Below are 21284 nucleotides of genomic sequence, written 5' to 3'. Positions count from 1 at the left end.
CTGGGGGCGGGTTCACGGATGGGTCGGCGGATGCGCCGGCTGCGACATCGGGTGGGGACGCGGCGGGGCCGGGCGGCGGCCGGTCGAGGGTCCGAGCGCGAGGTGCGGCGGACGGTGGGCTTAGCCGGGCGGACCGCCCGGCCGCCGGGACCTAGCGGCCCTGGAGGGGCCGCTGCGTCATCACACCCGGGCGATGCCGACGGCGAGCAGTCGGCGGCGTCCCGGCAGTAGGCGGCGCGGAGCCCACGGAGCGGTCCCGCCCGCGGTGGCCCGCGCGGCGACGAGACCGGCCGCGATCAGAGCGACGAGAACGAGGGCCGGGTCGGCCGGCGGCAAGCAGTCGGGGACCAGGGCGCGCGCAGCGCCTGCGATGACCGGCGTAGCACCGGCCTCGCACACGGTGTCGTGCCCGATCCCGTGCCCGAGATCCTGGATCACGGCCGCCGCCGGTGCGGGACCGGTCGGGGCCAGCAGCGCCTGGCAGGCGAACAGCTGGGCGAGGATCGCGATCGCCAGCACGGCACGCGTGCCCCATCCGACCGCCGGGCGGCGGGAACGGGGCACGCGGACGCTGCTCATGACGTCAGCGACGATAACAACGGACGGGTGCGGCGGATGGCGCGGGTTGGCGTCAGTCCTCGAACGACACGTGGACATGGTCCATGTGGTTGGCCGTCACCCCGCCGCGGTCCTCCATGGCCTCCCAGCCCGACCCGGTGTTGATCCGCTGACGGTAGATCACGTACTTGATCCCGAGCCGGTCCATGTTCTCGACGGCGTACTCGGCGAGCTGCTCACCGGGGTCGCGGTCGACCATGAGATCGAGCGCGAGCCCGGCGGGGTGGTCGGAGGTGCCGGCACGACCGGCGACGCCGTAGACGGTGTCGACGCCGAACCGGCAGCGCAGCTCGGTGCCGGCGTCGGTCACCCCGGGTTGGACGGTCTCGAAACCGGAGTCCCCAGCAGCGCAGCTGCTCGCGCGGCGCTCCTCCTCCTCGCGGGCCTCCGCCGCGGCGGCCTCTGCCGCCTCGGCCTCCTGCCGGGCCTGCTGTTCCTCGCCCAGGGTCACGGCCTTGACCAGAGCGCCGGCGTCGAAGGTGGTGGGCTCGGGAGCGACCGGTGCGACGCTGGACAGAAGGGTGGGGCTGTCGGGGAGGGCCGGCGATGTGAGCGTGTCGAGCTGGACCGCGGCCGGTGCGACGTCCGCTTCGGCGATCGGCAGGTGCTCACCGGTCGCGAGAGCGCCGCAGCTGACAGCGGTGACGGCCAGGACCCCGGTGGATCCGTAGCGCGCGGCCAGACTGCTCGTGCGGGAAGCGTGCCGCGCGGGGGCGGAAGGTGCGGGGGCGGGACGTACGCGCGCCGTCGATCGGCGCGATGGAGCGCTGTGCCGTGCCACGAACGGACCTCTCGTGCCGGACGGCCGGTCGGAAGCGAGCGGGGAGCAGGCGGAGCGGGGAGCGTCCGTTTCCGTTCCGTTACCGGGCCGTGGTCCAGCGACCGTACGAAACGGACACCGACCCCGGCGCATCGGGACCCCGGTGACGCGACGACCGTGCTGCTGGGTGCTGTGAGCGGTGCCCGGACCGTTGCTACAGGTCCCCAAGCCGCTGGGCCGGCTCGGCCGCTCAGACGTCGACGCCGCGTTCCTGCAGCCACGCAGTCGGGTCGAGTTTGGTGCCGTCGACGTCCCAGATCTCCAGGTGCAGGTGTGGCCCTGTGGAGAAGCCGCGGTTGCCCACCTCGGCGATCTGGGCACCGGCGGACACCTGCTGCCCGACCTCGACGTAGGTGCGGTTGATGTGGCCGTAGACCGACCGGGTGCCGTCGGGATGCCGCAGGACCACCCACAGGCCGAAACCGCTGGCCGGGCCCGACTTCTCCACGACACCGTCGGTCACGGCGAAGATGGGCGTGCCGATGGCGTTGGCGACGTCGAGGCCGTTGTGGGTGCGGCCCCACCGGGGACCGGACAACGAGGTGACCCGGCCCGTCACCGGTTGGGCGAACGCGCTGTCCCCGAACAACGCCGCGCCCGGAGCGCCTGCGGCGAGGGCCGAGTCGAGGATCGCCGCCTGCCGGGCGAGTTCCTGCCCGATCTCGACGGCCTTGGTCAGGTTGCGAACGTCGACGGGGGAGTCGTCCGCATGTGCAGCGGCCGCGGTGAGCGGCAGGGGCTGGTCACCGCCGACGCCGTCCCAGGACGCCGCGGCGGTCACCGTCGCCGTGTGCGCGTCCGGGACGGGGACCATTGCGCTGAGCACGACGGGCTCGAGATCGTCACCAACGGGGACGATCACCGTCTCGGCCGCGGCCACCGCGGCTCCGGCCGCCACCGCGGCGACCAGTGTTCGCGCGCAGTAGGTACCGCCGGGAGGCGGTGGCAGGCGGTGCGTCCTGCCGGCCGCGACGATGCCTGACGGCATCCTCCGGTCGGGCTCGGACGTCCGCGCGCCGCTGGGGGAGCGGTGGCGCGCCACGACGGAGTCCTTCTCGACGTCGATCCGGCGGCGGCCTGTGGGGAGCTCGGACCGTCCGTCGTGATCGGGTTGTGATCGAAGTACTCGGACGTTAGCAGGGCCGTCGCAACGCCGTCGGAGGGGCGGCGTCCGTCCCCCCGTTGCTGTTCCGTGACCATGGCACGGCCGCGGACACGATCGGGTTCAATCCCGTGCCCTCACTCGGGCTCGGCCGTTGCACGGGGTGTCGAGTGCGGAAAGGACCAGCATGGGCAGCTTCGGGGTCGTGGGTCGGCGCGTGTCGTGGAGAGGGCGCCGGGGTGCGGTCGTGCTTGCTCTCGTCGCCGCCACGCTGGTCTCCGCCGGAACCATCGCCGTGGCCCAGGAGGCTGGTCCGCCGGTCGTGCCGGGCACTCCCTGCACCGCGACCGCCGCCGCATGCGTCGACCTCGTCGGCCTCCAAGCTTGGCTCTTCCAGGACGGTCAGGTCCTGCGGGGGCCGGTGCCGATCAGCATCGGGGCCGGCGGTGAGGACCGCACACCGGCCGGACGGTTCCAGGTCGAGTGGAAGAACAAGGACCACATCAGCGGGGAGTCGGGCGCGCCGATGCCCTACGCAGTGTTCTTCGCCCCCGGCGGCATCGCGTTTCACGAAGGCAACCTGCAAACCAAGTCCGCGGGCTGCGTCCGGCTGGCGCACGACGAGGCCGCTGCGTTCTTCGACTACCTGCAGGTCGGTGACGAGGTCCAAGTGCATGACGATGCCGTGTAGAGCCTGCTAGCATTCGTCTCATGCGCATCTGTGCATGAGACGTGCCGGGAGGTGTGGGACGTGGGTCAGGGTCATGGGCACGGCGCCGCGACATCGGGCGGCCGGCACCGCCGACCGCTGGTCATCGCGTTCGCGCTGACCGCCGGGTACATGGTCGTCGAGCTGGTGGCCGGGCTGGCGTTCGGATCATTGGCGCTGCTCTCGGACGCCGCCCACATGGGCACCGACGTCCTCGGGCTGGGCATGGCACTGGCCGCGATCACGCTGGCGCAACGGCCGGCCACCTCCCAGCGCACCTACGGCACCTACCGGCTCGAGGTGCTCGCTGCACTGGCCAACGGCCTGCTGCTGTTCGGCGTGGCCGGATACGTGCTCTACGAGGCCGTGCAGCGGCTCTCCGATCCGCCGGATGTGCCCGGTCTCCCGCTGCTGGTCGTCGCCGTCCTCGGCCTGGTCGTGAACCTGATCAGCTTCCGGTTGCTCACGGCCGGGTCGAAGGAGAGCATCAACCTGCGCGGCGCCTACCTGGAAGTGCTGGGCGACCTGCTCGGCTCGGCCGGCGTGATCGTGGCCGCGGTCGTGATCTACACGACGGGCTGGCCCTACGCCGACCCCATCGTCGGCGCCGCGATCGGCCTGTTCATCCTGCCGCGGACCTGGACGCTCACCGCCCAGGCGCTGCGCATCCTCATGCAGGTCGCCCCGCCGGGGATGGATGTCGAGGCGATCCGGCGGCGCATCATCGAGCTGCCGGATGTGCTCGACGTCCACGACCTGCACGTGTGGACCCTGACCTCAGGGATGGAGAACGCCTCCGGGCACGTGGTCGTGGCCGATGGCGCCGACTACCACGATGTGCTCGACCGGGTGCTGGCCCTGCTGGCCGATGGATACGGGATCACCCACGTCACCGTGCAGTGCGAGCCGGCCCGTCACGAGGACCGCGACACCCCGGTCTGAGCCGGTCGTCGAGGGCCGTCGGTGGTCGGCACGGCGCGTGTCCGGGTGCGCGGTGAGGTACCTACGGTCAGAACGGTAGGACGCCACACAGCACGGAGCCCACCACGACCGGCCCGGCGAGCAGCGCGACGGATCCGGCCATGAGCAGTACTCGCGTCCACCGGAGCGCGCCGCGGCTCGGGCGCGACATGAGCCGCTCCGCGCGTCGGATCACCCCGCCGCCGGCCGCGGCGGCCAAGGCAGACCCCGGGATGCTGACCGGCGCGGTGAGCGCCAGCAGGGCGCTGACGAGGTGTCGTGCGTCGCGGTTGCGGATCGCCGCGTCGTCCGCGCACATCTCCACCAGCCGGGCGAGCTCGCGGTGGCCCGCGGTGAACAGCGGTATCCGTGGCATGACCCGGGCCAGCGCGCTGCTGAGGCCACGAACCAGGTGATGGCGGCCCGTCAGGTGGGCCCGCTCGTGCGCCAGGACGACGGCGAGCTGGTTCTCGTCGAGGGCGCGCAGCGCAGAGCGGCTCAGGACGATCGTGGGCGGGCGTCCAGCGATGGCGTAGACGACCCTCTCCGGCACGTCCAGGATCACCGCGCCCAGCGCGTCGTCGTATCGTCCGAGCAACCGGGCGGCGTCGGCGTGGCGGTGTGTGCGAGCGCGGAACCGCAGCAGCGCGCGGCTCAGTCCGAACCCGGTACCGAGGGTCCCGGCGACCAGAACGACCGCCGACCCGACCGCCAGCCACTGACCGACCGTGCCGTGGGCGCCGAGCGCCGCCGCGCAGAAGGAGGCGACGCACCGGTCCACGACATGCCGGACGTCAGAGGACAGGAGTACGTCGGCCGCGACCAGGAGCACCGCGCCCACCCACGCGACCAGGACGCCGAGGAAGCCCGCCAACCAGACTGTCACGCCGAGCGTCGGCACCCGATCCAGGTGTCTGCGGTGCGCGAGGACGCGTGGCGCCAGGGCCGCCACGACGATCCCGTACCCGATCAGGCAGGCCGCAGCCTCGAGCCCGCCGAACCCGCGCATCACGACCTCCTCCGGCTCGGTACACGCTAACCGTCGATGTGCTCCGGCTCCGTACGCGATCGGGGCCGTTCGACTACCCCGTGCCGTCCTCGTCCATCCGGGCCAGCAGCTGGGCGAGGCGACGGGTGTCGGCCGGGTCCATCTGCTGGACGAAGTGGGTGAGGATCGTGTGTGGGTCCCCGCCGCTCCGCAGGGCGACGCTCATCAGGTCGGCGCTGTGCTCCGCCCTGCTCGCGGTGGCCCGGTACCGATGCGTGCGCCCCTCGCGCCGACGTGTCAGGCGTCCCTTGCGATAGAGGTTGTGGACGACGCTCATCACCGTCGTGTAGGCGATGTCGCCCTGGGCCTCGAGGCGTTCGTGCACCTCCGGCACCGTCGCGCCCTCGGACGACGTCCAGATCTGCTCCATGACGGCGGCCTCGAGCTCACCGAAACCGCGCACACATCCCCCCGTCACCTCGCGACGTCGCAGACTAGCCCGTCGTCGCGAGCGCGGCCCCGACGGCGGCGGCGACCTGGGCGGGGTCGCGGAAGACCAGCGGATCGGTGACGCGCGCGGCCGAGCCGTCGGGGCGGATGATCCAGTTGGTGGGGAGCACCGGGGGTGCGCCCAGGGCGGCTTGCACGGCGTTGTCGGGACCGAGCACCGAGGGGTAGCGCGGGTCGAGCTCATCGGCCATCGCCAGGGCGTCCGCGGGGCGGTCGCGTACGACCACGCCGAGCACGTCGACCGCGTCCGGCCGCGCGACGTAGGCGTCGAGTACGGGGATCTCCTTGCGGCACGGAGCGCACCAGGACGCCCAGAGGTTGAGCAGCACCGGCCGCCCGGCGAGCACGGCGCCGAGCGGCACGGCGCCGACCTCACCGAGGCAGGGCACGACGACATCGGCCAGCGGCCCCGGCGGGACGGGCGCGCCCGAGGGGACGGGACAGGGTGGAAGCGCGGCTGCGGCTCGCGCCGGGGCCGAGCGCGGCGTCGTCGGGCCGTTCCGCGAGCCGTTCCACCGGGACCGGCCGCGTGTCGGAGGATGCGTCGGGGTAGGCGTCGGGTCGCGGCCAGCGAGCGACCACGCCGGCGACGGTGAGCACGACGACCAGCACCGTCCACCGCAACTCCGAGCTCATCGTCCGGCTCACAGCGGGAGGGTGTAGCCGGCGATGGGTCCGCGCAGCCACGCGACGAACTCGCCCCAGGCTCCGGTCACCAGCAGGGTGCCGAGCAGGATGAGCATGACGCCGCCCCCGATCTGCACCCCGCGGATGTGGCGCCGCATCCACCCGGCCGTGCGCACGGCCCAACCGGTGCCCAGGGCGATGAGGACGAACGGCACGCCCAACCCGGCGCAGTAGGCCAGCACCAGCAGGATCCCGCGTCCGGTCGAGGGGCCCACCTGGGTGCCGGTCGCCAGGGCGATCACCCCGGTGAGGGTCGGGCCGAGGCACGGGGTCCAGCCCAGCCCGTACACCGCGCCGAGGACCGGGGCGCCGGCCAGCCCCACCCGCGGGACGTGGTGGATCCGGACATCCCGTTGCAGGGCCGGGACGAACCCGAGGAACACCAGGCCCATCGCGATCGTGACGACCCCGCCGATGCGTTGCAGCAGCAGCTCGTTGCCGACCAGCCAGTCGGAGAGGCCGAGCACGAGCAGCACGCCGGCGGTGAAGACGACCGTGAACCCGCCGACGAACAGCAGCGCAGCCCCGGCGACCCGCCATCGGCCGGTCCGGGTCGCGACCCCGTCGCCGGAGACGCCCTCGTCGCCGACCAGCCCGGCCAGGTAGCCGACGTAGCCGGGAACCAGCGGCAGGCAGCAGGGGGAGGCGAAGGAGATGGCCCCCGCGGCCAGGGCCAGCGTGACGGCGACCAGCAGCGGACCGGAGATCGCGAGCTCGGTGAGCCCGTTCACGTCCCGTCCCCGTCGCTCGGTGCCGGCTCCTCGGCGGCGACGCGCTGCACCACGGGCAGCAGCTCGGAGACCCGAACCGCGGTGAGGAACACTGCGGCGACGCGGTGTCGCCGATCGAGCACGATCGTCGAGGGCACCGTGCTGCGGGGGAACCCGCTCAGCGCCAGCAGCGAGCGGCCGGGGTTGTCGTAGATCGAGGGATAGGTGATGTCCCGGTCGGCCATGAAGTCGCGGGCGGCGTCGGCGCTGTCGCGCACGTCGATGCCGAGCAGGGTGACGCCCTCGGGCTGCATCTGTTGGTGGATCTGCTGCAGTCCGGGCATCTCCTCGCGGCAGGGGCCGCACCAGGCCCCCCAGACGTTGAGCACGACGACCTGGCCCGGGAAGTCGTCCAGGCCGATCGTCGCGCCGGGTTCGAGCAGGCTCTCCCCGGACAGCCCGCTCACCGTTCCGCGGGACCCGGGCGGGTCGTAGAAGATGCGGGTCTGGCCCCCCGGGGCGACGAAGGTGAACTCGGCGGCCTGGCTGGGTGCGGTGCCGTCTGGCGTGCTGAAGCTGCAGCCGCTCAGCGCCACGAGCAGCACCACGACGGCGGCCGAGACCCGGCCACGCGAACGGTGGGGTGGGGCGGGATGCATCTCACCTCCGGGAGGGTCGTCGCTACTACTATGCGCTGTAGAACAAGCGGAGCAGGCGGCGGGGTGACAGGCGCCGGTGAGCGTCCTATCATCGTCGAATGGCGATGACATCGGGAACGGCCGTGTCCGGCCGGCGTGACCTGCAACCGGCGGCGGCGCTGTTCCACAGCCTGTCCGACACGACCCGGCTGGCGATCGTGCAGCGGCTCGCCCACGGCGAGGCGCGCGTGGTGGACCTGACCGATCAGCTCGGGCTGGCCCAGTCGACGGTGTCAGCGCATCTCGCCTGCCTGCGCGACTGCCGACTGGTCGTCGGCCGCCCCGAGGGTCGGCAGGTGTTCTACGCGCTGGCGCGCCCGGAGCTGCGGGACCTGCTGGTGGCGGCGGAGACGCTGCTCGACGCCACCGGCTCGGCCGTGGCGCTGTGCCCGGTCTACGGCACCGGCGGGGAGGGAGCCGGCGATGAGTGACGCGTGCTGCGGCGCCGACGAGCTGCGTCCCGAGGCCGGGGGGGACCGCGAGCCGGAGCGGCTGTGGGAGGTGTCCGAGCTGCGCTTCGCCGCGGCGTCGGGGGTGCTGCTCGTGGTGTCGCTGGCCGTCGGCTGGGCCTCCGGTCCGGCGTCCGTCGAGCTCGCGCTGCAGGTCGGCGCGCTGGAGCTCGGCGCGTGGACGTTCGTGCCCGCCACGCTGCGCCGCCTGGTCCGGGGCCGGATCGGGGTCGGCACGCTGATGACCATCGCCGCGGTCGGGGCCGTGTTGCTGGGTGAGATCGGGGAGGCCGCCATGCTGGCGTTCCTGTTCTCGATCAGCGAGGGACTGGAGGAGTACTCGATCGCGCGTACCCGGCGCGGGTTGCGCGCGCTGCTGTCGCTGGTGCCCGAGCGGGCCACCGTGCTGCGGGGCGGCGCCGAGGTCGTCGTCGCCCCGGTGGAGTTGCGTGTCGGCGACACGATGCTGGTCAGGCCGGGGGAGCGCCTTGCCACCGACGGCCGGATCGCGACCGGCCGCACCGCGCTGGACCTGTCCGCGATCACCGGGGAGTCGGTGCCGGTCGAGGCCGGACCCGACGACGAGGTGTTCGCCGGGTCGATCAACGGTTCGGGTGCGCTGGAGGTGCGGGTCACCAACACCTCCGAGGACAACTCGCTGGCGCGGATCGTCGCGATCGTCGAGGCCGAGCAGGCCCGCAAGGGCGAGGCCCAGCGACTCGCAGACCGCATCGCCCGGCCGATGGTCCCCGGCGTGATGGTCGTGGCCGCGCTGATCGCCGGGCTCGGCAGCCTGTTCGGGGAGCCGCTGGTGTGGATCGAGCGCGCGCTCGTCGTGCTCGTCGCCGCCTCGCCGTGCGCGCTCGCCATCTCGGTCCCCGTCACCGTGGTCGCTGCAGTCGGCGCCGCGAGCCGGATCGGCGTCCTGGTCAAGGGCGGGGCCGCGCTGGAGGGTCTCGGGCGGATCCGCGGCATCGCGCTGGACAAGACGGGCACGCTGACGCGCAACCGGCCGACCGTGATCGGGGTCGTCGCCACCGGTGGTGCCACTCGCGCCGAGGTGCTCGTGCTGGCCGCCGCGTTGGAGGCGCGCAGCGAGCATCCGCTGGCCCGGGCGATCCTGGCCGCCGTCGATTCGCCCACCCCCGCGGCCGACGTGGAGGCGGTGCCCGGTGCCGGGCTCACCGGCCGGCTCGACGGGCAGGAGTTGCGCCTGGGCCGCCCCGGCTGGATCGACGCAGGCGAGCTGGCCGGCCCGGTCGCCCGGATGCAGGGGTCGGGGGCCACGGCGGTGCTCGTCGAGGCCGACGGACGGTTGCTCGGCATGGTCGCCGTTCGCGACGAGCTGCGCCCCGAGGCCGCAGAGGTCGTCGCCCGGCTGCGCGGCGACGGGTACCGGGTGGCGATGCTCACCGGCGACAACCGGGCCACCGCAGCGGCGCTCGCCGCACAGGCCGGCATCACCGACGTGCACGCCGAGCTGCGCCCCGAGGACAAGGCCGCGCTGATCGCGGCCCTGCGGGCCGAGCGAGCCACCGCGATGGTCGGGGACGGCGTCAACGACGCCCCGGCCCTGGCCATCGCGGACGTGGGGATCGCGATGGGCGCGATGGGTACCGACGTGGCCATCGAGACCGCCGACGTGGCGCTGATGGGGGAGGACCTGCGGCACCTGCCCCAGGCCCTCGGCCACGCGCGGCGCGCCCGCGCGATCATGCTGCAGAACGTGGGCCTGTCGCTGGCGATCGTCGTGGTGCTGGTGCCGCTGGCACTGCTCGGGGTGCTCGGGCTGGCCGCCGTGGTCGCGGTGCACGAGCTGGCAGAGATCGTCGTGATCGCCAACGGTGTCCGGGCCGGGCGGGCCCGCCCCCTCGCGCCCGCCGGGCCGCAGGCCACGGCGGTCCTGGCTCCAGAGGCCGTCCGGGCCCGGTGAGCGACGGCCCCGGCGGGCCGTCTGCCGACGGTGCCGGAGGTGCTGCCGCCGTCGATGGAGCGGTGCCGACGGTGGTGGGCCGGCGACGGCCGGGCATAGGGTTGATGGATGGCTCCGAGTGGTGTCGATCCTGAAGGCGGCCGGCTTTCCGATGGCCCTCAGCTGCAGCGCACAGCGGGGTTGGAGGTTCAGGTACCGACGTCGGAACCGGTGGTGTCGCCGTGTTGGTGCTGCGCCGGTGAGTTCGCCGAGGTCGACCTGGTTCGGCTCGGCGCTCGCCCGGAGGCGGCGGTCTGTCTGGACTGCGCGCGGTTCGTGAAGCGGCGCGCGGTGGCCAGGCGCGACGAGCATCGTTGGACACCCTTCGGTGCGGTGCGCGGTGGTGTGCAGTGGGTGCGCGACCGGGTGATCAGCAACGGGTGGCACGAGCGCGGGCCGCTGGGTGCGTTCCTGCGCCGACTGGACCGCTTCCTGCCATGAGTGGGGCCGTGCGTGTGGAGGTCGTGCGTCATGAGGGATGCCCACTCGCCGCGGCGGCTCTGGACCTCGTCCGCGAGTGCATGCACGAGCTGGGTATCGACGGCGTCGTCACGGAGCGAGTGGCGCGGTACCCGTCGCCGACGGTGCTGGTCGACGGCCGCGACGTGATGGGCGCTCCGGACGATGGCACGCCCACCGAGGCGTGCCGGCTCGACGTGCCGACTCGTGAGCGGGTCACCGATGCGTTGAGATCGGCGTCACTCCGAGACGAGTGAGCGTCGGTCGGCATCGTGCTGGCATCGCGATCGGCCAACCGGCGATGACGCGCTTCGCGCGCCGCGTGACGCGACGTCTGACGGCGCGGGGGGATTCCTCGATCGTGTTCTCGCAGGGTTCGCGGCGGGTGGTGCCCCAGGTGGAGGTGGCCGCGACCCCGACGCCGGCGCCCTTGACCGCCCAGATCGAGCCGCCCGGGTGCTCGACCCGCAGACCCGGGTCGTCGAGGGTGGCGCGCAGGAACTGCTGCACGTCGGGGGCGTCGATCCACGGCGCGCCGAGGCGGGCGTGGATCTCCGACGGGCCGAGGTCGGCCGGGATGACCTCGCGCAGCGCGGCCACGTTCGGGGCCATCGCCGGGTCGGCGGCGGCGGCCTCGGTGGCGGCGGCGAGTTTGGCGCGCACGTTGCCCGACAGGTACTCCGACGCGACCACCAGCCGAGCCGGTCCGGTGACGAGCTGCCCGGACTCGGGGCTGCTGGTGGGGGGCTGGTCGAACACCAGTGTCCCGAGCCCGGCCCGTGCGGTGTCGGTGTCGGTGCCCAGCAGCCGCGCGATCTCGGTGAGGCGGACCTCGCCGAAGGTGTCCACGCAGATCGCCAGGGCGTCGGCGGGGTTGTCCGCGCCCAGGCGCGGCGCGCGGGGGGCGACGACGCGCTGGGTGAAGATCGCCGACTTGGTGGCGGTGCCGGTGGCGTCGTCGTAGTGCTCCAGCGCCCGCACGATCGGGGAGAACGGGTCCGGCTTCGGCCTCCAGCAGTGCGACCACGGTGTCGCGCAGCCCGAGCAGCGCCCGCAGCTCGGCGGCCTGCGACTGGGGCACCGAGTGCTCGACGACCGAGCCGGACCGGATGGGGGTGAACCCGCCGTCCTCGGCAGAGTTGATGAACCCTTCGCGGTGCGCCACGCTGCCATGCGCCAGCGCCACCCGCCGCCCGGGCGGGGTGTCGGCGCTGCTGGTGTGGCGCAGGTCGTGGGCGTCGGCGTGGGCGACGATCCGGTCCAGCCCCGCCGGCAGCGCCTGCTCCAGCGGGCCGGTGGGCTCGACGAGCAGCTCGTTCGCGCGGTAGGCGCCACCGCCGATCATCGCGGTGCCCAGCACCTGCTCGGGGTGCTCGAGCAGGTAGCGGTTGATCTCCACCGGGTCGGGGGTGCCGGTCTGGGTCGGCGCCGCGCCCCCCGGAAGGGCGGTCCGGTCGGCGCGGCGGGCGGGAGCGAGTGGGAGGTCCGCTTGTGTCACGTTCTCCCAGCTCTCGCCGTTGCCGGGTCGGCCCGGTTCGCGGCGGCGCAGCACCAGCAGGTCGGTGACCACGCTGGTACCGGCGGCTTGCTGGTGCGCGCGCGAGGGCAGCCGGACCGCGCCGACGAGGTCGGCGAGCTGCGCCATCTCCCGGCGGGCGGCGGGGTATGCGGGAGTCGAGGGTGTAGCGCGACGTCAGCGCGACCACCAGCCCACCCGGGCGGGTCAGGTGCAGGCTCGTGATCAGGAAGTGGTTGTGGATCGAGTACCCGCCCGGGTTGTGTCGCCGGTCGGCCAGGGCTTGGCTGCCGAACGGCACGTTCCCGATCACCAGGTCGAAGCTGCCCTCGGGGGCGCGGATGTCGGCGAACGACTCGGCGCGCACCTGGGCCTGCGGGTAGAGCACGGCGGCGATCGCCGCGGTGACCGGTTCGACCTCGACCCCGACCATCCGCGCGTCCGGCGGGGCGAGACCGATGAAGTTCCCGGACCCGCAGCCGGGCTCGAGGACGTCCCCGCCGGTGAACCCGAGCCCCGCCACCGCCGACCACACCGCAGCGACGATCCCCGCGTCGGTGTAGTGGGCGTTGAGGGTGGAGCGCCGGGCCGAGTTGAACTCGGCCGGCGAGAGCAACGCGCGCAGCTCCGCCCGCGCGGTGGCGTAGTCGTCGCGGGCCGGGTCGAACACCGCGGGCACCGCGCCCCACCCGGACCACCGGGCCAGCACCGCCTGGTCGTCACCGGTGGCGGGTCGCCCGGCGGCCTGCAGCTCGCGCAGCGTGCGCAGCGCGGCCAGGTTCGCCTTCAGCCGGGAGCGTTCCCCGGCGGGGGCGAGCTCGTGTTGGCCTGCGGGTCGGAACTGCTGCGGCTCAGCGTCTCCCGGGCCCGGGTCTCCTCGTCCACGATCTCCTGCCACTCCGGGTCGTCCGGGGTCACGATCCACGGGATCCCCGCGGCCGGCGTCGACGCCGGTGGGTTGGATTCCTTGTCCGGGTCGGCTCCCGGTTCCGGGGTGAGCAGGATCTGCTCGGGCAGGATCATCTCCCGAGCGCGTTGGCGGGCGTTGTTCATCCGCCCGACCCGCTGCAGGTAGGTCTCGCCCGGCTCGTCGGGGCCCTCCAGCGTCAGCGCCAAGTCCTCGATCTCCAGCTCCACCTGCCGGCCCAGGTCGGTGAAGAACGCCGTCTTCGGTTCGGGGATCTGGCTGTAGCGCTGGGGGAGGCACTTCGCCCAGTGCCGCTGCGCCATCGCGCCGTAGTCGGTCATCGTCACCCTCCTCGCCGGCGGCGGGGCCGCGGTCGTGGCGCTCATCAGTTTGCTCCTGGGGCCGGTCGGTGCCGTCTGCGACCCGGCCGGGCTCGGCCACCACCGGGCCGGGTGTCGGGCTGGGGGTCTGGGTGGTGGCGGGTTCGGGTTCGGCGGGTTCGGGTTGGTCGGCGACGGTCCACAGGTCCTCCAGGGACAGCTGGGTGTCGGGGGCGGGCGCGCGCCGGGGCCGTCGCGTCATCACCGCGCCTCGCCCGCGGCGACCGGTGCCCCGGCGGCCGGCCCGCGGGTCCCCGCGCCCGCAGCGTGCTGATGTCGCGGAGCAGCGTTCATCCGGCCGTCGTCCGCGTGGCCGGCTGTCGGGCCGGTCGGGTCGGGCATCTCGTTCCACTCCCTGCCGTCGAGCAGCCGTCCTCCCGCCTTCGCGGTGGCGCCGCCGACCTGCTTGAAGAAGAACCGGGTGGTCGGAGTCTGCTGGCACTGGTCGCGTAGTTCACGCGCCCACGTCAGGTCCAGCGGGCGGTGCCCGGCCCCGGACTCGCCACCGGCGATGACCCACCCGATTCCGGCCAGATCGAGGGTGACCGGACCGAGCAACGGCTCCGCGGAATGAACCGGACCGCGGCGGGAACAGCGCGCAGGTCGTCGACTCGGTAGGCGTAGTCCTGGTTTTCCACGCTGACTCCCATCCAAACGTTCGACGGCCATTGCAGCTGCGGCGCGAGTCGCCGCAGCCGGGTCGAGCGTTTCGTCAGGATTTGGTAGGTGTGCTGCGGAGTGGCTTCCATCGTGGCCAACACCCGTTTCACGACATCGACCGGGATACGGGCGTGAAAGAGGTCGGACATACTGTTCACGAACACCAACCTGGGACGTTTCCAGCGGCGCGGGAGATCGATCAGGTCGGCGTGCGCCTGCACGCCGAACCCGGGCCCGGACGTGCGCGGATCTCCGTCCACCTGATAGCGGGCTTGGCCCATGCGCTTCAGCCGGCCCGCCATGCGGAGTGCGTAACAGTGATCGCATCCCGGTGATACCCGGTCGCATCCGGTCACCGGATTCCACGTCGTCTCTGTCCACTGAATTGCACTGGTCCCCGCCATGTCGCAATTCTATGTCAGTTTCCGGTGCCGGTCCAGGGTTGCTGGCAGATTCGTCACCCGGGCTTTTCGGCTGGCGGCCGGTCGCGATGAGGAGCCATTCTTGTAATTCGACCGCGCCGCGCGACGGAAATGAGTGTTGAATCGGCGGGACGTGACTGCGATTCGAGGGCGGTGAGGTGCCGCGTCAGGAGCTCGGGCTGCGGCGGCTGCCGGGGGTGTCGGTACCGGCCCCGGGCTGATCGGGTGCGGCGCCGTTCCGGCGGGTCCGGTCGAGGGTCGCCTCGTCGCATGTTCGGTGTCGCGTCGGCGTCGCCAGTCGCGCGACGCTCAGGCAGGGAGCGCCCGGTTGTGGGCGGGTCGTCCGCACCGCCACGGGTGCGGGTGTGACTCGCAGGGCCGGTGCCGGGTGCGGACCGGTCGAGGGTGGTGCCCCGATCGGTATCGGTGCTCGGGCGCCGGGGACAGGTCGCGGGGCGTGGCGGGGTCGCGCTGGGCGGCGACGTCCTGGTGGGCGGTGGTGGTCCGCTCGCTGCTGGCGTCGGTTCCGAGGTAGCGCCAGCTGGCGAGGTCGGGCGCGACGGTGAGGGTGAGGCGTTCGGCCAGGACCGCCATCTCCACCGGCCCGATCCCACCGGGGACCGGGGTGATCGCGGCCGGGGTGCGGGCGGCGTCGGGGGCGACGTCGCCGCGGGGCCCGTCGGGATGCGGGACGAACCCGGAGTCGACGACGAGGAGGTGGTGGTCGCGCAGGTACTCGGCGGTGAGCAGGTGCGGCCGGCCGGTGGCGGACAGGACGACGTCGACGTCGCGCAGTTGACGGAGGTCGTCGCCGAGGTCGAGCGCGAGAGGGTCGTGGCCTCGCTCCCGCAGCAGCCGGTCGACGCCGCCGCCGACAAAGCCGCGGGCCCCGACGACCGCGATCGTCGTGTCGGGGGAGAGGAACGGGTCGGCGACGCGGACGATGCCGTCGGCGGTGGCGCAGGCTGGGCGGGGGGAGTCGACACCCAGGGCGTCGATGTCCTTGGTCGGGTCGATGAGGTCGACGACCTCGCGCAGCCGCGCCGGTGGTGGGCCTGGACGATGACGGCGGCGACCTTCGAGTCGTCGTTGGCGGCCTGGATGCGGTCGACGAGCTCACCGGCGTTCACGGTGTCGGGCAGGGCGAGGCTGTCGACCTGGGCGCCGATCGCGGTGAACGTCCGCACCTTCTGCTGGGCCGAGACCGCCGAGGCCTGCATCCGGGCGGCCCACTCGTCGTCCGCGGCGGGGCCTGGGGTGAACCGCAAAATCAGCACGCGGGTGTCACGCTCGGCGATGCGGTCCCGGTACGGCTGGTAGGCCGCGACGACCTCGCGCAGGATCACCCGGCCGGGGATGTGCAGTGGGTGGTGCGGTTCGGTCATTCGGTCGCGACGCGGGGCGCCGGAGCGGGCCAGGCACGCAGCTCGTGGTCGACCGGCTGGAGGGCGAGCGCGCGCACCAGAGCCGCGGCCTCGTCCGGTAGGAGGAGGCGGTAATCATGCACGTCGTCGGTGTAGCGAGTGCCGTCCCAGCGGGGCCGCAGCTCGGTGAAGGTCTCCGGCCCGGACGGGTCGTAAGTGGAGAACGGGCCGTGGTGGGCGAGCCAGGTGACGGCGTCGGGTGCGAGCGCTTCGGGCAGCAGGGTCGCCCGGGCGGCGGCGGCGGCCCCCGGGACGTCGGCGGTGATGCCGTGCCCGCGGGGGTTGTTGCGCAGCTCGCTGAGCACGACGACGGCGCGCCGCGGCGGGTGGTGCGGGTCGGGTGCAAAGAGCCGGACGCGGGCCAGGCAGTGGGCCGGGCCGCCGCGGCGGTGCGTCCAGGGCAGCAGCGCGCTGGCCATGACGGTCAGCGCGCCGTCGGGCATCTCGTGCCCGGCGGGCGGGGCGAGGACGGGTCGGTCGGTCACGGGTACCTCCGGGCCGGTCGGCTGGGTGCCGGGGCCGCCGCCGGGCAGGCGGCGGCCAGGTCGAGCAGGGCGCGGTCGGCGCCCGGGCGGGCGACGACCTGCAGCCCGACCGGGACACCGTCGGCGGTGGTGCCGGCGGGGATGCTGAGTGCCGGGTGCCCGGACAGGTTGAACACCCAGGTCAGGGCGACGCTCATCCGCGGCCCGGGTCCCGCATGGCCGTGCGGGCCAGCCGGGGTGGTCGGGGTGAGCAGCAGATCGGCGCGGGTGAACAGCTCAGCGAGCCGGTCGTCGTTGTGGGCGCGGACGGCGGCGGCAGCGCGCCGGTCGGCGACGGTGGCCGCCGGGTCGCGCAGCGCGGTCCAGGCGATGGCGGGGTCGAGCAGCTCGACGGTGGGGTTGGTCCAGCGCAGCCCCACGCGGTCGGCCAGCCGCTGCGCGGCGGCGTGGGCGACCGCGACGACCTCGGGGTCGAGTTCGTGCGCGGCATAGCCCAGATCGGGTGCCCAGACCGCGGTCCCGGCCTCACCCACGGGTGGGAGGTCGCCGAGCACGACGTCGGCCCACAGCCGCAGGTCGCGCGGGTCGCGAGCGAGCGGGGCCGGGACGGCGGGCACGGCGGGTCCGGTCGGGACAGCGAGGGCGGTGGTCGGCTTGTAGCCGAAGATCCCGCACCAGGCCGCCGGGATCCGGGACGACCCGGCCCCGTCGGTTCCGGTGGCCAGCGCCACCACACCGGCGGCGACGGCGGCCGCGGACCCGGCCGACGAGCCACCCGGGGACAGATCGGGCCGCCACGGGTTCCGGGTCGGGCCCCGGTCGGTGTGGCCCCAGGTCTGATGGGTCGTACCGCGGGGGGTGGACGTGGCGCCGAGGACGACCGCGCCCTCGGCGACGAGCCGCCGCACCTGATCAGATCCAGGGCCGGCGCGTCCCTTCACCGCGATCGGGACACCCGCGAGCCGACCCGAACCGCTGCCTCGCTGCCGGTCCATGGCGGCGGCCACGGCGAGCGACCCGGCGGGGTCGATGTCGACGAAGGCCCGAACCCAACCATCGGTCGCCTCAAGACGCCGCAGGGCCGCAGCACCGGAGTCGGAGGCGCTCAGCTGGCCGCTGCGAACCGCTTCGGCGGTGGTTACCGCCGAGGCCGGCGACCACACGTCGGTCACCGCATCGACGTAGGCGGCGGCGTTAGTGGTGGGGAAGGCTGGACCTCGCCTGTGCTCAGCGGGAGAAGGGGGAACTCAACGAGCGTCACAGCGTAGCTGAAAGAGCATGGGTCGTGGCCCGGGTTGACGCCGGCGCGGACGAGCGCGGCGATTGCTTGACCAGGTTTGCCCGTCGTTGATTCGCGACGCGTGTTGCCGACACCTGTGACCTGCGGCCCCTCGGAGCGGGGTCAAGATCGTCGACAGACGGTCGTTTCCCGATAGCGCTCACCGCGGATGGATTCCCCGGTCGCGGTGATCGATACCGGTGCTCCGCGGTGTGCGCTGCGACGTCGGTGGTGGCGTGGCGTTGTTGATCGCCGCCCACCTGGCCCGTGGGATCAGAGTCAGTGGTTCGGTCCCGCGGTGTCCGGTGCTTGGTGGCGGCCAGCCCGCTGCCGGACAGGAGAGGCGCGGTTGGCTCCTGGGACGCGCTGGTGATCGCGAGCATTCCGTTCACGGTCACCCCACGCCAGGAGTTCTGCCAACAGCCGACGCAACTCGGCGTGCCCGCTGCGCCCGAGAACCTGGTCGATCCGTTCCTCGATGCCCTGGATGGTCGCGATCCCGGCCGCGACGCACTCCGCTCCGCGGGGCGCATCATCCCGGTCGCCGTGCTGACGCCGACGTCGCGCGGCCGGATCGCGATGCGCTAAGGGCTCGAGGCATGCCCGCTCCCTTCGTCTCCTCTGCCTGCGGGCCGTCGTACCAGCCGCAAGCGCCGCCGTTCGACCTGTGGTTGACGCCACCGGCGACCACCGACCCGAGTAAACGGGAAGGAGCAGGGATGGACCCGAGACGGACCGCCCGATGGGCCACCGCGGCTGTCCTGCGCGCCTCTGCCAGCACCCCGCCGCCGGACTCCGCCCGGCCGGTTCCGCGAGGAGTGGAAGAACCGCGCCCTCGGCGGCGAGTCCGCCGCGCCGATGCCGTTCGCGGTGTTCTTCGCCCCCGGCGGCATCGCCTTTCACGAAGGCAACCTGCAAACCAAGTCGGCGGGCTGCGTGCGGTTGCCCCATCAGGAGGCCGTGGCCTTCTTCGACTATCTGCAGGTCGGCGACAAGGTGCAGATGCACAGCGACGTGCCCGCGACCGCATAGGCTCGCGCGCGATCCTGGTTCGGATTCCGGTGATGCTGCTACTCTGCGACTCATGCACGAATGTGCATGCGTCGCAGATGTGAGGAGCTCGAGATGGGCCAAGGGCACGGACACGCGAGTGCCGCGACCGCGGGCGGCCGGCATCGGCGGCCGCTGTTCATCGCGTTCGGGCTGACCGCCGGATACATGGTCGTGGAGCTTATTGCCGGTCTCGTGTTCGGCTCCCTCGCGCTGCTCTCCGACGCCGCGCACATGGGCACCGACGTCCTCGGCCTGGGTATGGCCCTGGCCGCGATCACCCTCGCGTCGCGCCCTGCGACGTCGCAGCGCACCTACGGGACCTACCGGTTGGAGGTACTCGCCGCGCTCGCGAACGGGCTGCTGCTGTTCGGCGTCGCCGGATACGTGCTGTACGAGGCGGTCCAGCGGCTCTCCGACCCACCGGAGGTGCCCGGTCTCCCTCTGCTGGTCGTCGCCGTCCTCGGCCTGGTCGTCAACCTGATCAGCTTCCGGCTGCTCACCGCGGGGTCGAAGGAGAGCATCAACCTGCGCGGCGCCTACCTGGAGGTGCTAGCCGACATGCTGGGGTCGGTCGGCGTGATTGTGGCCGCGATCGTGATCTACACGACCGGCTGGCCTTACGCCGACCCGATCGTCGGTGCCGCGATCGGGCTGTTCATCCTTCCGCGGACCTGGAAGCTCACCGCGCAGGCACTACGCATCCTCATGCAGGTGGCTCCACCCGGCATGGATGTCGAGGAGATCCGGCGCCGCCTCATCGAGCTGCCCGACGTGCTCGACGTGCACGATCTGCACGTCTGGACCTTGACCTCCGGCATCGAGAACGCCACGGGACACGTCGTCGTGGCCGACGGCGCCGACTACCACGACGTGCTCGACCGCGTGCTTGCGCTCCTGGCCGACGACTACGGAATCACACACACGACCATTCAGTGCGAGCCGGCACACCACGAGGAGCACGACACACCAGTCTGACCGTGTAGTGCACCTCAGGATTGAATGGACAATTGCCCTTCCCAGTAGCACGGCTGGGCGGCTGTCAGCGACACGCCGACGAGGCGGCGTTGATCACGTCGGGCGCGGGTTCTCGGTAGAAGAGGCGGTCCGCCTCATCGTCGTGGACCCGTGGTCCGGCCGACCGTGCACCTACTATGCTGTGTAGAAACGAGGCGGCCGACCCGGACCGTTGGGCGCAGGTCGCCGACTCGCCCGGTGCGTCACGGCCCATTTGTGGGCATCGACCTGACGGCTGGGTCTGGGTCTGGGTCCGGATACCGGGTGCGAGGAGGCGGCGCGATGAGGCAGGGCCGTGACATCGCGACTCTCGGCACGCGTACCGCGGCGTTCGCGGCGGTAACAACCGTGCTGGTTGCGGTGACCGCTGGTGTTGTGGCCGGGAGTCACCCGCTGCACACAGCAACTTTCGGTGTAGCCGCAATCGCGTTGGGGCTGATGCGCCTGGCGCAGCCAGGCCGACATCGAGGCTACTTCGCCGCAGCCAGCGGAATGCTGGTCAGTGAGCCCGTCGTGCATGCCGTGATGGCCGTTCTCCCTTACGGGACCGAGCATTCCGGCGACCCTGCGATTCTCCCGCTGCAGATGGTGTTGGCCGTTCTCGTCATCGCCGCTGTCGCCGGGGCGGAAACCCTGTATCTGCAGGCCGGTGCGTTGTGGCGGGCGCTTCGGCTACCGCGGCGCCCGCTCCCGGTCCCCGGGCGACTGACGCCGCCGCTCATTGACGTTCTCGCAGCAGCCGTATCCGGACCCGGCGCTGGCCAATTCCGTCGCCGCGGACCTCCGTCGAGGCTGACCGTCGCCTGATGCGACCGCGCGTGCCGCCCGGGGGATCGAACCGCAGGCCGCTGCAGGTCCCCACGTGTCCCGCGCTCGACGCAGTTCGCCTCGACGTCCGCCAGCCATGCCCAGGTAGCCGTACTCGGAGTTGCCGTGCACTTGCACCGTTCAGCAGGCCCCGACGTGGCCTCCTGCGTCCGCAGGGCCCGACGATGAGCACCCTGGAGGCGGTGCTGGTGTTCGGCGGGATACCGCTGGCGATTGTCGGAGTCATCGCCGCGGCCGTCTTCGCCGCTGCACCGCGTCGTGAGTCGCAGCGCCCCGAGCCGCCGGTCGGCATCATCGCCGAGCAGGTGCCCTGCGACGTGCAGAGCACTGACGACGGCCGGGAGGTACACGATGCCTCGGATGAGCCCTCGCAAGCAGCGGCACGCGTGTGCTGGACGGTGCGGTGCGCCGAATGCGGAATCAGGTACTCCGAGGGCCCGTATGCTGTGCATTTCACCGGTCCGGTCCACGGAATATCGGTCGCATCCGCGCACGGCTGGCGGCTCGCTGGAGCCAGGATGCGATGTCCGAAATGCGCTTGATCAGACGTTTCTACGTACCACGAGTATCGTTCGCTGACCGTTTCGTGAGAGGTGGCCCGTCGTGGGTCACAATCCTGCTGAAACCCCGGCTG

At 72.7% G+C, this 21284-nt stretch carries 23 protein-coding genes and 2 pseudogenes; 10 read left to right on the top strand and 15 right to left on the bottom strand.

Going from position 1 to position 21284, the window contains the following annotated elements:
• Positions 1–180: 180 nt before the first annotated feature.
• From H6H00_RS28680 to H6H00_RS28670, 3 genes are all read right to left on the bottom strand, one after another.
• Complete coding sequence (locus H6H00_RS28680; RefSeq protein ID WP_185718754.1) at positions 181–579, bottom strand: hypothetical protein; 399 nt, start codon at positions 577–579, stop codon at positions 181–183.
• Between the two features lie 52 nt (positions 580–631).
• A complete protein-coding gene (locus tag H6H00_RS28675; protein ID WP_185718753.1) occupies positions 632–1069 on the bottom strand; it encodes a VldE C-terminal domain-containing protein in 438 nt (145 codons plus the stop codon).
• 559 nt (positions 1070–1628) lie between these two features.
• A complete protein-coding gene (locus tag H6H00_RS28670; protein ID WP_255425421.1) occupies positions 1629–2336 on the bottom strand; it encodes a M23 family metallopeptidase in 708 nt (235 codons plus the stop codon).
• Positions 2337–2787: 451 nt separating this feature from the next.
• Here H6H00_RS28670 and H6H00_RS28665 point away from each other — a divergent pair, with 451 nt between their 5' ends.
• Complete coding sequence (locus H6H00_RS28665) at positions 2788–3231, top strand: L,D-transpeptidase (RefSeq protein WP_255425420.1); 444 nt, start codon at positions 2788–2790, stop codon at positions 3229–3231.
• A 60-nt stretch (positions 3232–3291) separates the two neighbouring features.
• A complete protein-coding gene (locus H6H00_RS28660; RefSeq protein WP_185718751.1) occupies positions 3292–4191 on the top strand; it encodes a cation diffusion facilitator family transporter in 900 nt (299 codons plus the stop codon).
• Between the two features lie 67 nt (positions 4192–4258).
• Here the strand turns inward: H6H00_RS28660 and H6H00_RS28655 are convergent, their stop codons facing one another.
• The 5 genes from H6H00_RS28655 to H6H00_RS28640 all read right to left on the bottom strand — a co-directional run bounded on the left by H6H00_RS28655 (position 4259) and on the right by H6H00_RS28640 (position 7763).
• Positions 4259–5218, bottom strand: a complete 960-nt coding sequence (locus H6H00_RS28655) for a M56 family metallopeptidase (protein ID WP_185718750.1) — start codon at positions 5216–5218, stop codon at positions 4259–4261.
• 73 nt (positions 5219–5291) lie between these two features.
• Positions 5292–5660, bottom strand: coding sequence for a BlaI/MecI/CopY family transcriptional regulator (locus H6H00_RS32030; protein WP_221775702.1), 369 nt, complete (start codon positions 5658–5660; stop codon positions 5292–5294).
• Positions 5661–5691: 31 nt separating this feature from the next.
• Positions 5692–6096 (bottom strand): TlpA family protein disulfide reductase, encoded by a 405-nt coding sequence (locus H6H00_RS32025; protein WP_221775701.1) that lies wholly within the window; start codon positions 6094–6096, stop codon positions 5692–5694.
• A 255-nt stretch (positions 6097–6351) separates the two neighbouring features.
• Positions 6352–7125 carry a cytochrome c biogenesis CcdA family protein gene (locus tag H6H00_RS28645; protein ID WP_185718748.1) on the bottom strand — a complete coding sequence of 258 codons (774 nt, stop codon included), beginning with the start codon at positions 7123–7125 and terminating at the stop codon, positions 6352–6354.
• Positions 7122–7763 carry a TlpA family protein disulfide reductase gene (locus H6H00_RS28640; protein ID WP_185718747.1) on the bottom strand — a complete coding sequence of 214 codons (642 nt, stop codon included), beginning with the start codon at positions 7761–7763 and terminating at the stop codon, positions 7122–7124. Before H6H00_RS28640 ends, H6H00_RS28645 begins: the two co-directional genes overlap by 4 nt.
• A 104-nt stretch (positions 7764–7867) precedes the next feature.
• On the opposite strand from H6H00_RS28640, the gene H6H00_RS28635 reads away from it, so the two are divergent.
• The 3 genes from H6H00_RS28635 (at position 7868) to H6H00_RS28625 (ending at position 10664) form a co-directional block, all read left to right on the top strand.
• The gene (locus H6H00_RS28635; protein WP_221775700.1) at positions 7868–8233 is read left to right on the top strand and encodes an ArsR/SmtB family transcription factor; all 366 of its coding nucleotides are present in this window, start codon (positions 7868–7870) and stop codon (positions 8231–8233) included.
• Positions 8226–10184: a heavy metal translocating P-type ATPase gene (locus H6H00_RS28630; protein ID WP_185718745.1), complete on the top strand. Its 1959-nt coding sequence runs from the start codon at positions 8226–8228 to the stop codon at positions 10182–10184. The genes H6H00_RS28635 and H6H00_RS28630 overlap by 8 nt, the downstream gene beginning before the upstream one ends.
• Positions 10185–10292: 108 nt before the next feature.
• Positions 10293–10664 carry a hypothetical protein gene (locus tag H6H00_RS28625; protein WP_255425419.1) on the top strand — a complete coding sequence of 124 codons (372 nt, stop codon included), beginning with the start codon at positions 10293–10295 and terminating at the stop codon, positions 10662–10664.
• Positions 10665–10898: 234 nt separating this feature from the next.
• Here the strand turns inward: H6H00_RS28625 and H6H00_RS28620 are convergent, their stop codons facing one another.
• Complete coding sequence (locus tag H6H00_RS28620) at positions 10899–11663, bottom strand: winged helix domain-containing protein (protein WP_185718744.1); 765 nt, start codon at positions 11661–11663, stop codon at positions 10899–10901.
• A 161-nt stretch (positions 11664–11824) separates the two neighbouring features.
• Between H6H00_RS28620 and H6H00_RS28615 the strand changes: the two genes are divergently transcribed.
• Positions 11825–12010 carry a hypothetical protein gene (locus H6H00_RS28615; RefSeq protein WP_185718743.1) on the top strand — a complete coding sequence of 62 codons (186 nt, stop codon included), beginning with the start codon at positions 11825–11827 and terminating at the stop codon, positions 12008–12010.
• A 974-nt stretch (positions 12011–12984) separates the two neighbouring features.
• Here H6H00_RS28615 and H6H00_RS28610 read toward each other — a convergent pair.
• The 6 genes and pseudogenes from H6H00_RS28610 to H6H00_RS28585 all read right to left on the bottom strand — a co-directional run bounded on the left by H6H00_RS28610 (position 12985) and on the right by H6H00_RS28585 (position 17384).
• Positions 12985–13491 (bottom strand): hypothetical protein, encoded by a 507-nt coding sequence (locus tag H6H00_RS28610; RefSeq protein WP_185718742.1) that lies wholly within the window; start codon positions 13489–13491, stop codon positions 12985–12987.
• Positions 13492–13686: 195 nt separating this feature from the next.
• Positions 13687–14549: pseudogene (locus H6H00_RS28605) on the bottom strand (DUF5131 family protein).
• Between the two features lie 327 nt (positions 14550–14876).
• Positions 14877–15167: a hypothetical protein gene (locus H6H00_RS32575; protein ID WP_185722930.1), complete on the bottom strand. Its 291-nt coding sequence runs from the start codon at positions 15165–15167 to the stop codon at positions 14877–14879.
• A 30-nt stretch (positions 15168–15197) separates the two neighbouring features.
• Positions 15198–15419: pseudogene (locus tag H6H00_RS32935) on the bottom strand (hypothetical protein); the annotation flags it as partial.
• A gap of 529 nt (positions 15420–15948) precedes the next feature.
• Complete coding sequence (locus tag H6H00_RS28590) at positions 15949–16476, bottom strand: hypothetical protein (protein WP_185718741.1); 528 nt, start codon at positions 16474–16476, stop codon at positions 15949–15951.
• On the bottom strand, positions 16473–17384 hold the full coding sequence (locus H6H00_RS28585; protein ID WP_255425417.1) for an amidase family protein: 912 nt from the start codon (positions 17382–17384) through the stop codon (positions 16473–16475). The genes H6H00_RS28590 and H6H00_RS28585 overlap by 4 nt, the downstream gene beginning before the upstream one ends.
• A 740-nt stretch (positions 17385–18124) precedes the next feature.
• Here H6H00_RS28585 and H6H00_RS28580 point away from each other — a divergent pair.
• From H6H00_RS28580 to H6H00_RS28565, 4 genes are all read left to right on the top strand, one after another.
• Positions 18125–18343, top strand: a complete 219-nt coding sequence (locus tag H6H00_RS28580) for a hypothetical protein (protein WP_185718740.1) — start codon at positions 18125–18127, stop codon at positions 18341–18343.
• A gap of 168 nt (positions 18344–18511) precedes the next feature.
• Positions 18512–18787, top strand: coding sequence for a L,D-transpeptidase (locus tag H6H00_RS28575; protein ID WP_185722842.1), 276 nt, complete (start codon positions 18512–18514; stop codon positions 18785–18787).
• 93 nt (positions 18788–18880) lie between these two features.
• The gene (locus H6H00_RS28570) at positions 18881–19783 is read left to right on the top strand and encodes a cation diffusion facilitator family transporter (RefSeq protein ID WP_185718739.1); all 903 of its coding nucleotides are present in this window, start codon (positions 18881–18883) and stop codon (positions 19781–19783) included.
• A 1031-nt stretch (positions 19784–20814) separates the two neighbouring features.
• A complete protein-coding gene (locus H6H00_RS28565; protein WP_185718738.1) occupies positions 20815–21192 on the top strand; it encodes a hypothetical protein in 378 nt (125 codons plus the stop codon).
• Positions 21193–21284: the final 92 nt, after the last annotated feature.

Origin of the sequence: Pseudonocardia petroleophila, assembly GCF_014235185.1 — a bacterium.
Taxonomy (GTDB): domain Bacteria; phylum Actinomycetota; class Actinomycetes; order Mycobacteriales; family Pseudonocardiaceae; genus Pseudonocardia; species Pseudonocardia petroleophila.
The sequence above is the reverse complement of the archived record's forward strand: the minus strand, read 5'-3'. Positions and strand labels throughout refer to the sequence as shown.

Excerpts from the sequence above, each read along its gene's own strand:
- H6H00_RS28610 (WP_185718742.1), bottom strand. The coding sequence starts at position 13,491 with ATGAGCGCCACGACCGCGGCCCCGCCGCCGGCGAGGAGGGTGACGATG.
- H6H00_RS28625 (WP_255425419.1), top strand. The coding sequence starts at position 10,293 with ATGGCTCCGAGTGGTGTCGATCCTGAAGGCGGCCGGCTTTCCGATGGC.
- H6H00_RS28615 (WP_185718743.1), top strand. The coding sequence starts at position 11,825 with ATGAACCCTTCGCGGTGCGCCACGCTGCCATGCGCCAGCGCCACCCGC.
- H6H00_RS28655 (WP_185718750.1), bottom strand. The coding sequence starts at position 5,218 with ATGCGCGGGTTCGGCGGGCTCGAGGCTGCGGCCTGCCTGATCGGGTAC.
- H6H00_RS28565 (WP_185718738.1), top strand. The coding sequence starts at position 20,815 with ATGAGCACCCTGGAGGCGGTGCTGGTGTTCGGCGGGATACCGCTGGCG.
- H6H00_RS28630 (WP_185718745.1), top strand. The coding sequence starts at position 8,226 with ATGAGTGACGCGTGCTGCGGCGCCGACGAGCTGCGTCCCGAGGCCGGG.
- H6H00_RS28635 (WP_221775700.1), top strand. The coding sequence starts at position 7,868 with ATGACATCGGGAACGGCCGTGTCCGGCCGGCGTGACCTGCAACCGGCG.
- H6H00_RS28680 (WP_185718754.1), bottom strand. The coding sequence starts at position 579 with ATGAGCAGCGTCCGCGTGCCCCGTTCCCGCCGCCCGGCGGTCGGATGG.
- H6H00_RS28570 (WP_185718739.1), top strand. The coding sequence starts at position 18,881 with ATGGGCCAAGGGCACGGACACGCGAGTGCCGCGACCGCGGGCGGCCGG.
- H6H00_RS28640 (WP_185718747.1), bottom strand. The coding sequence starts at position 7,763 with ATGCATCCCGCCCCACCCCACCGTTCGCGTGGCCGGGTCTCGGCCGCC.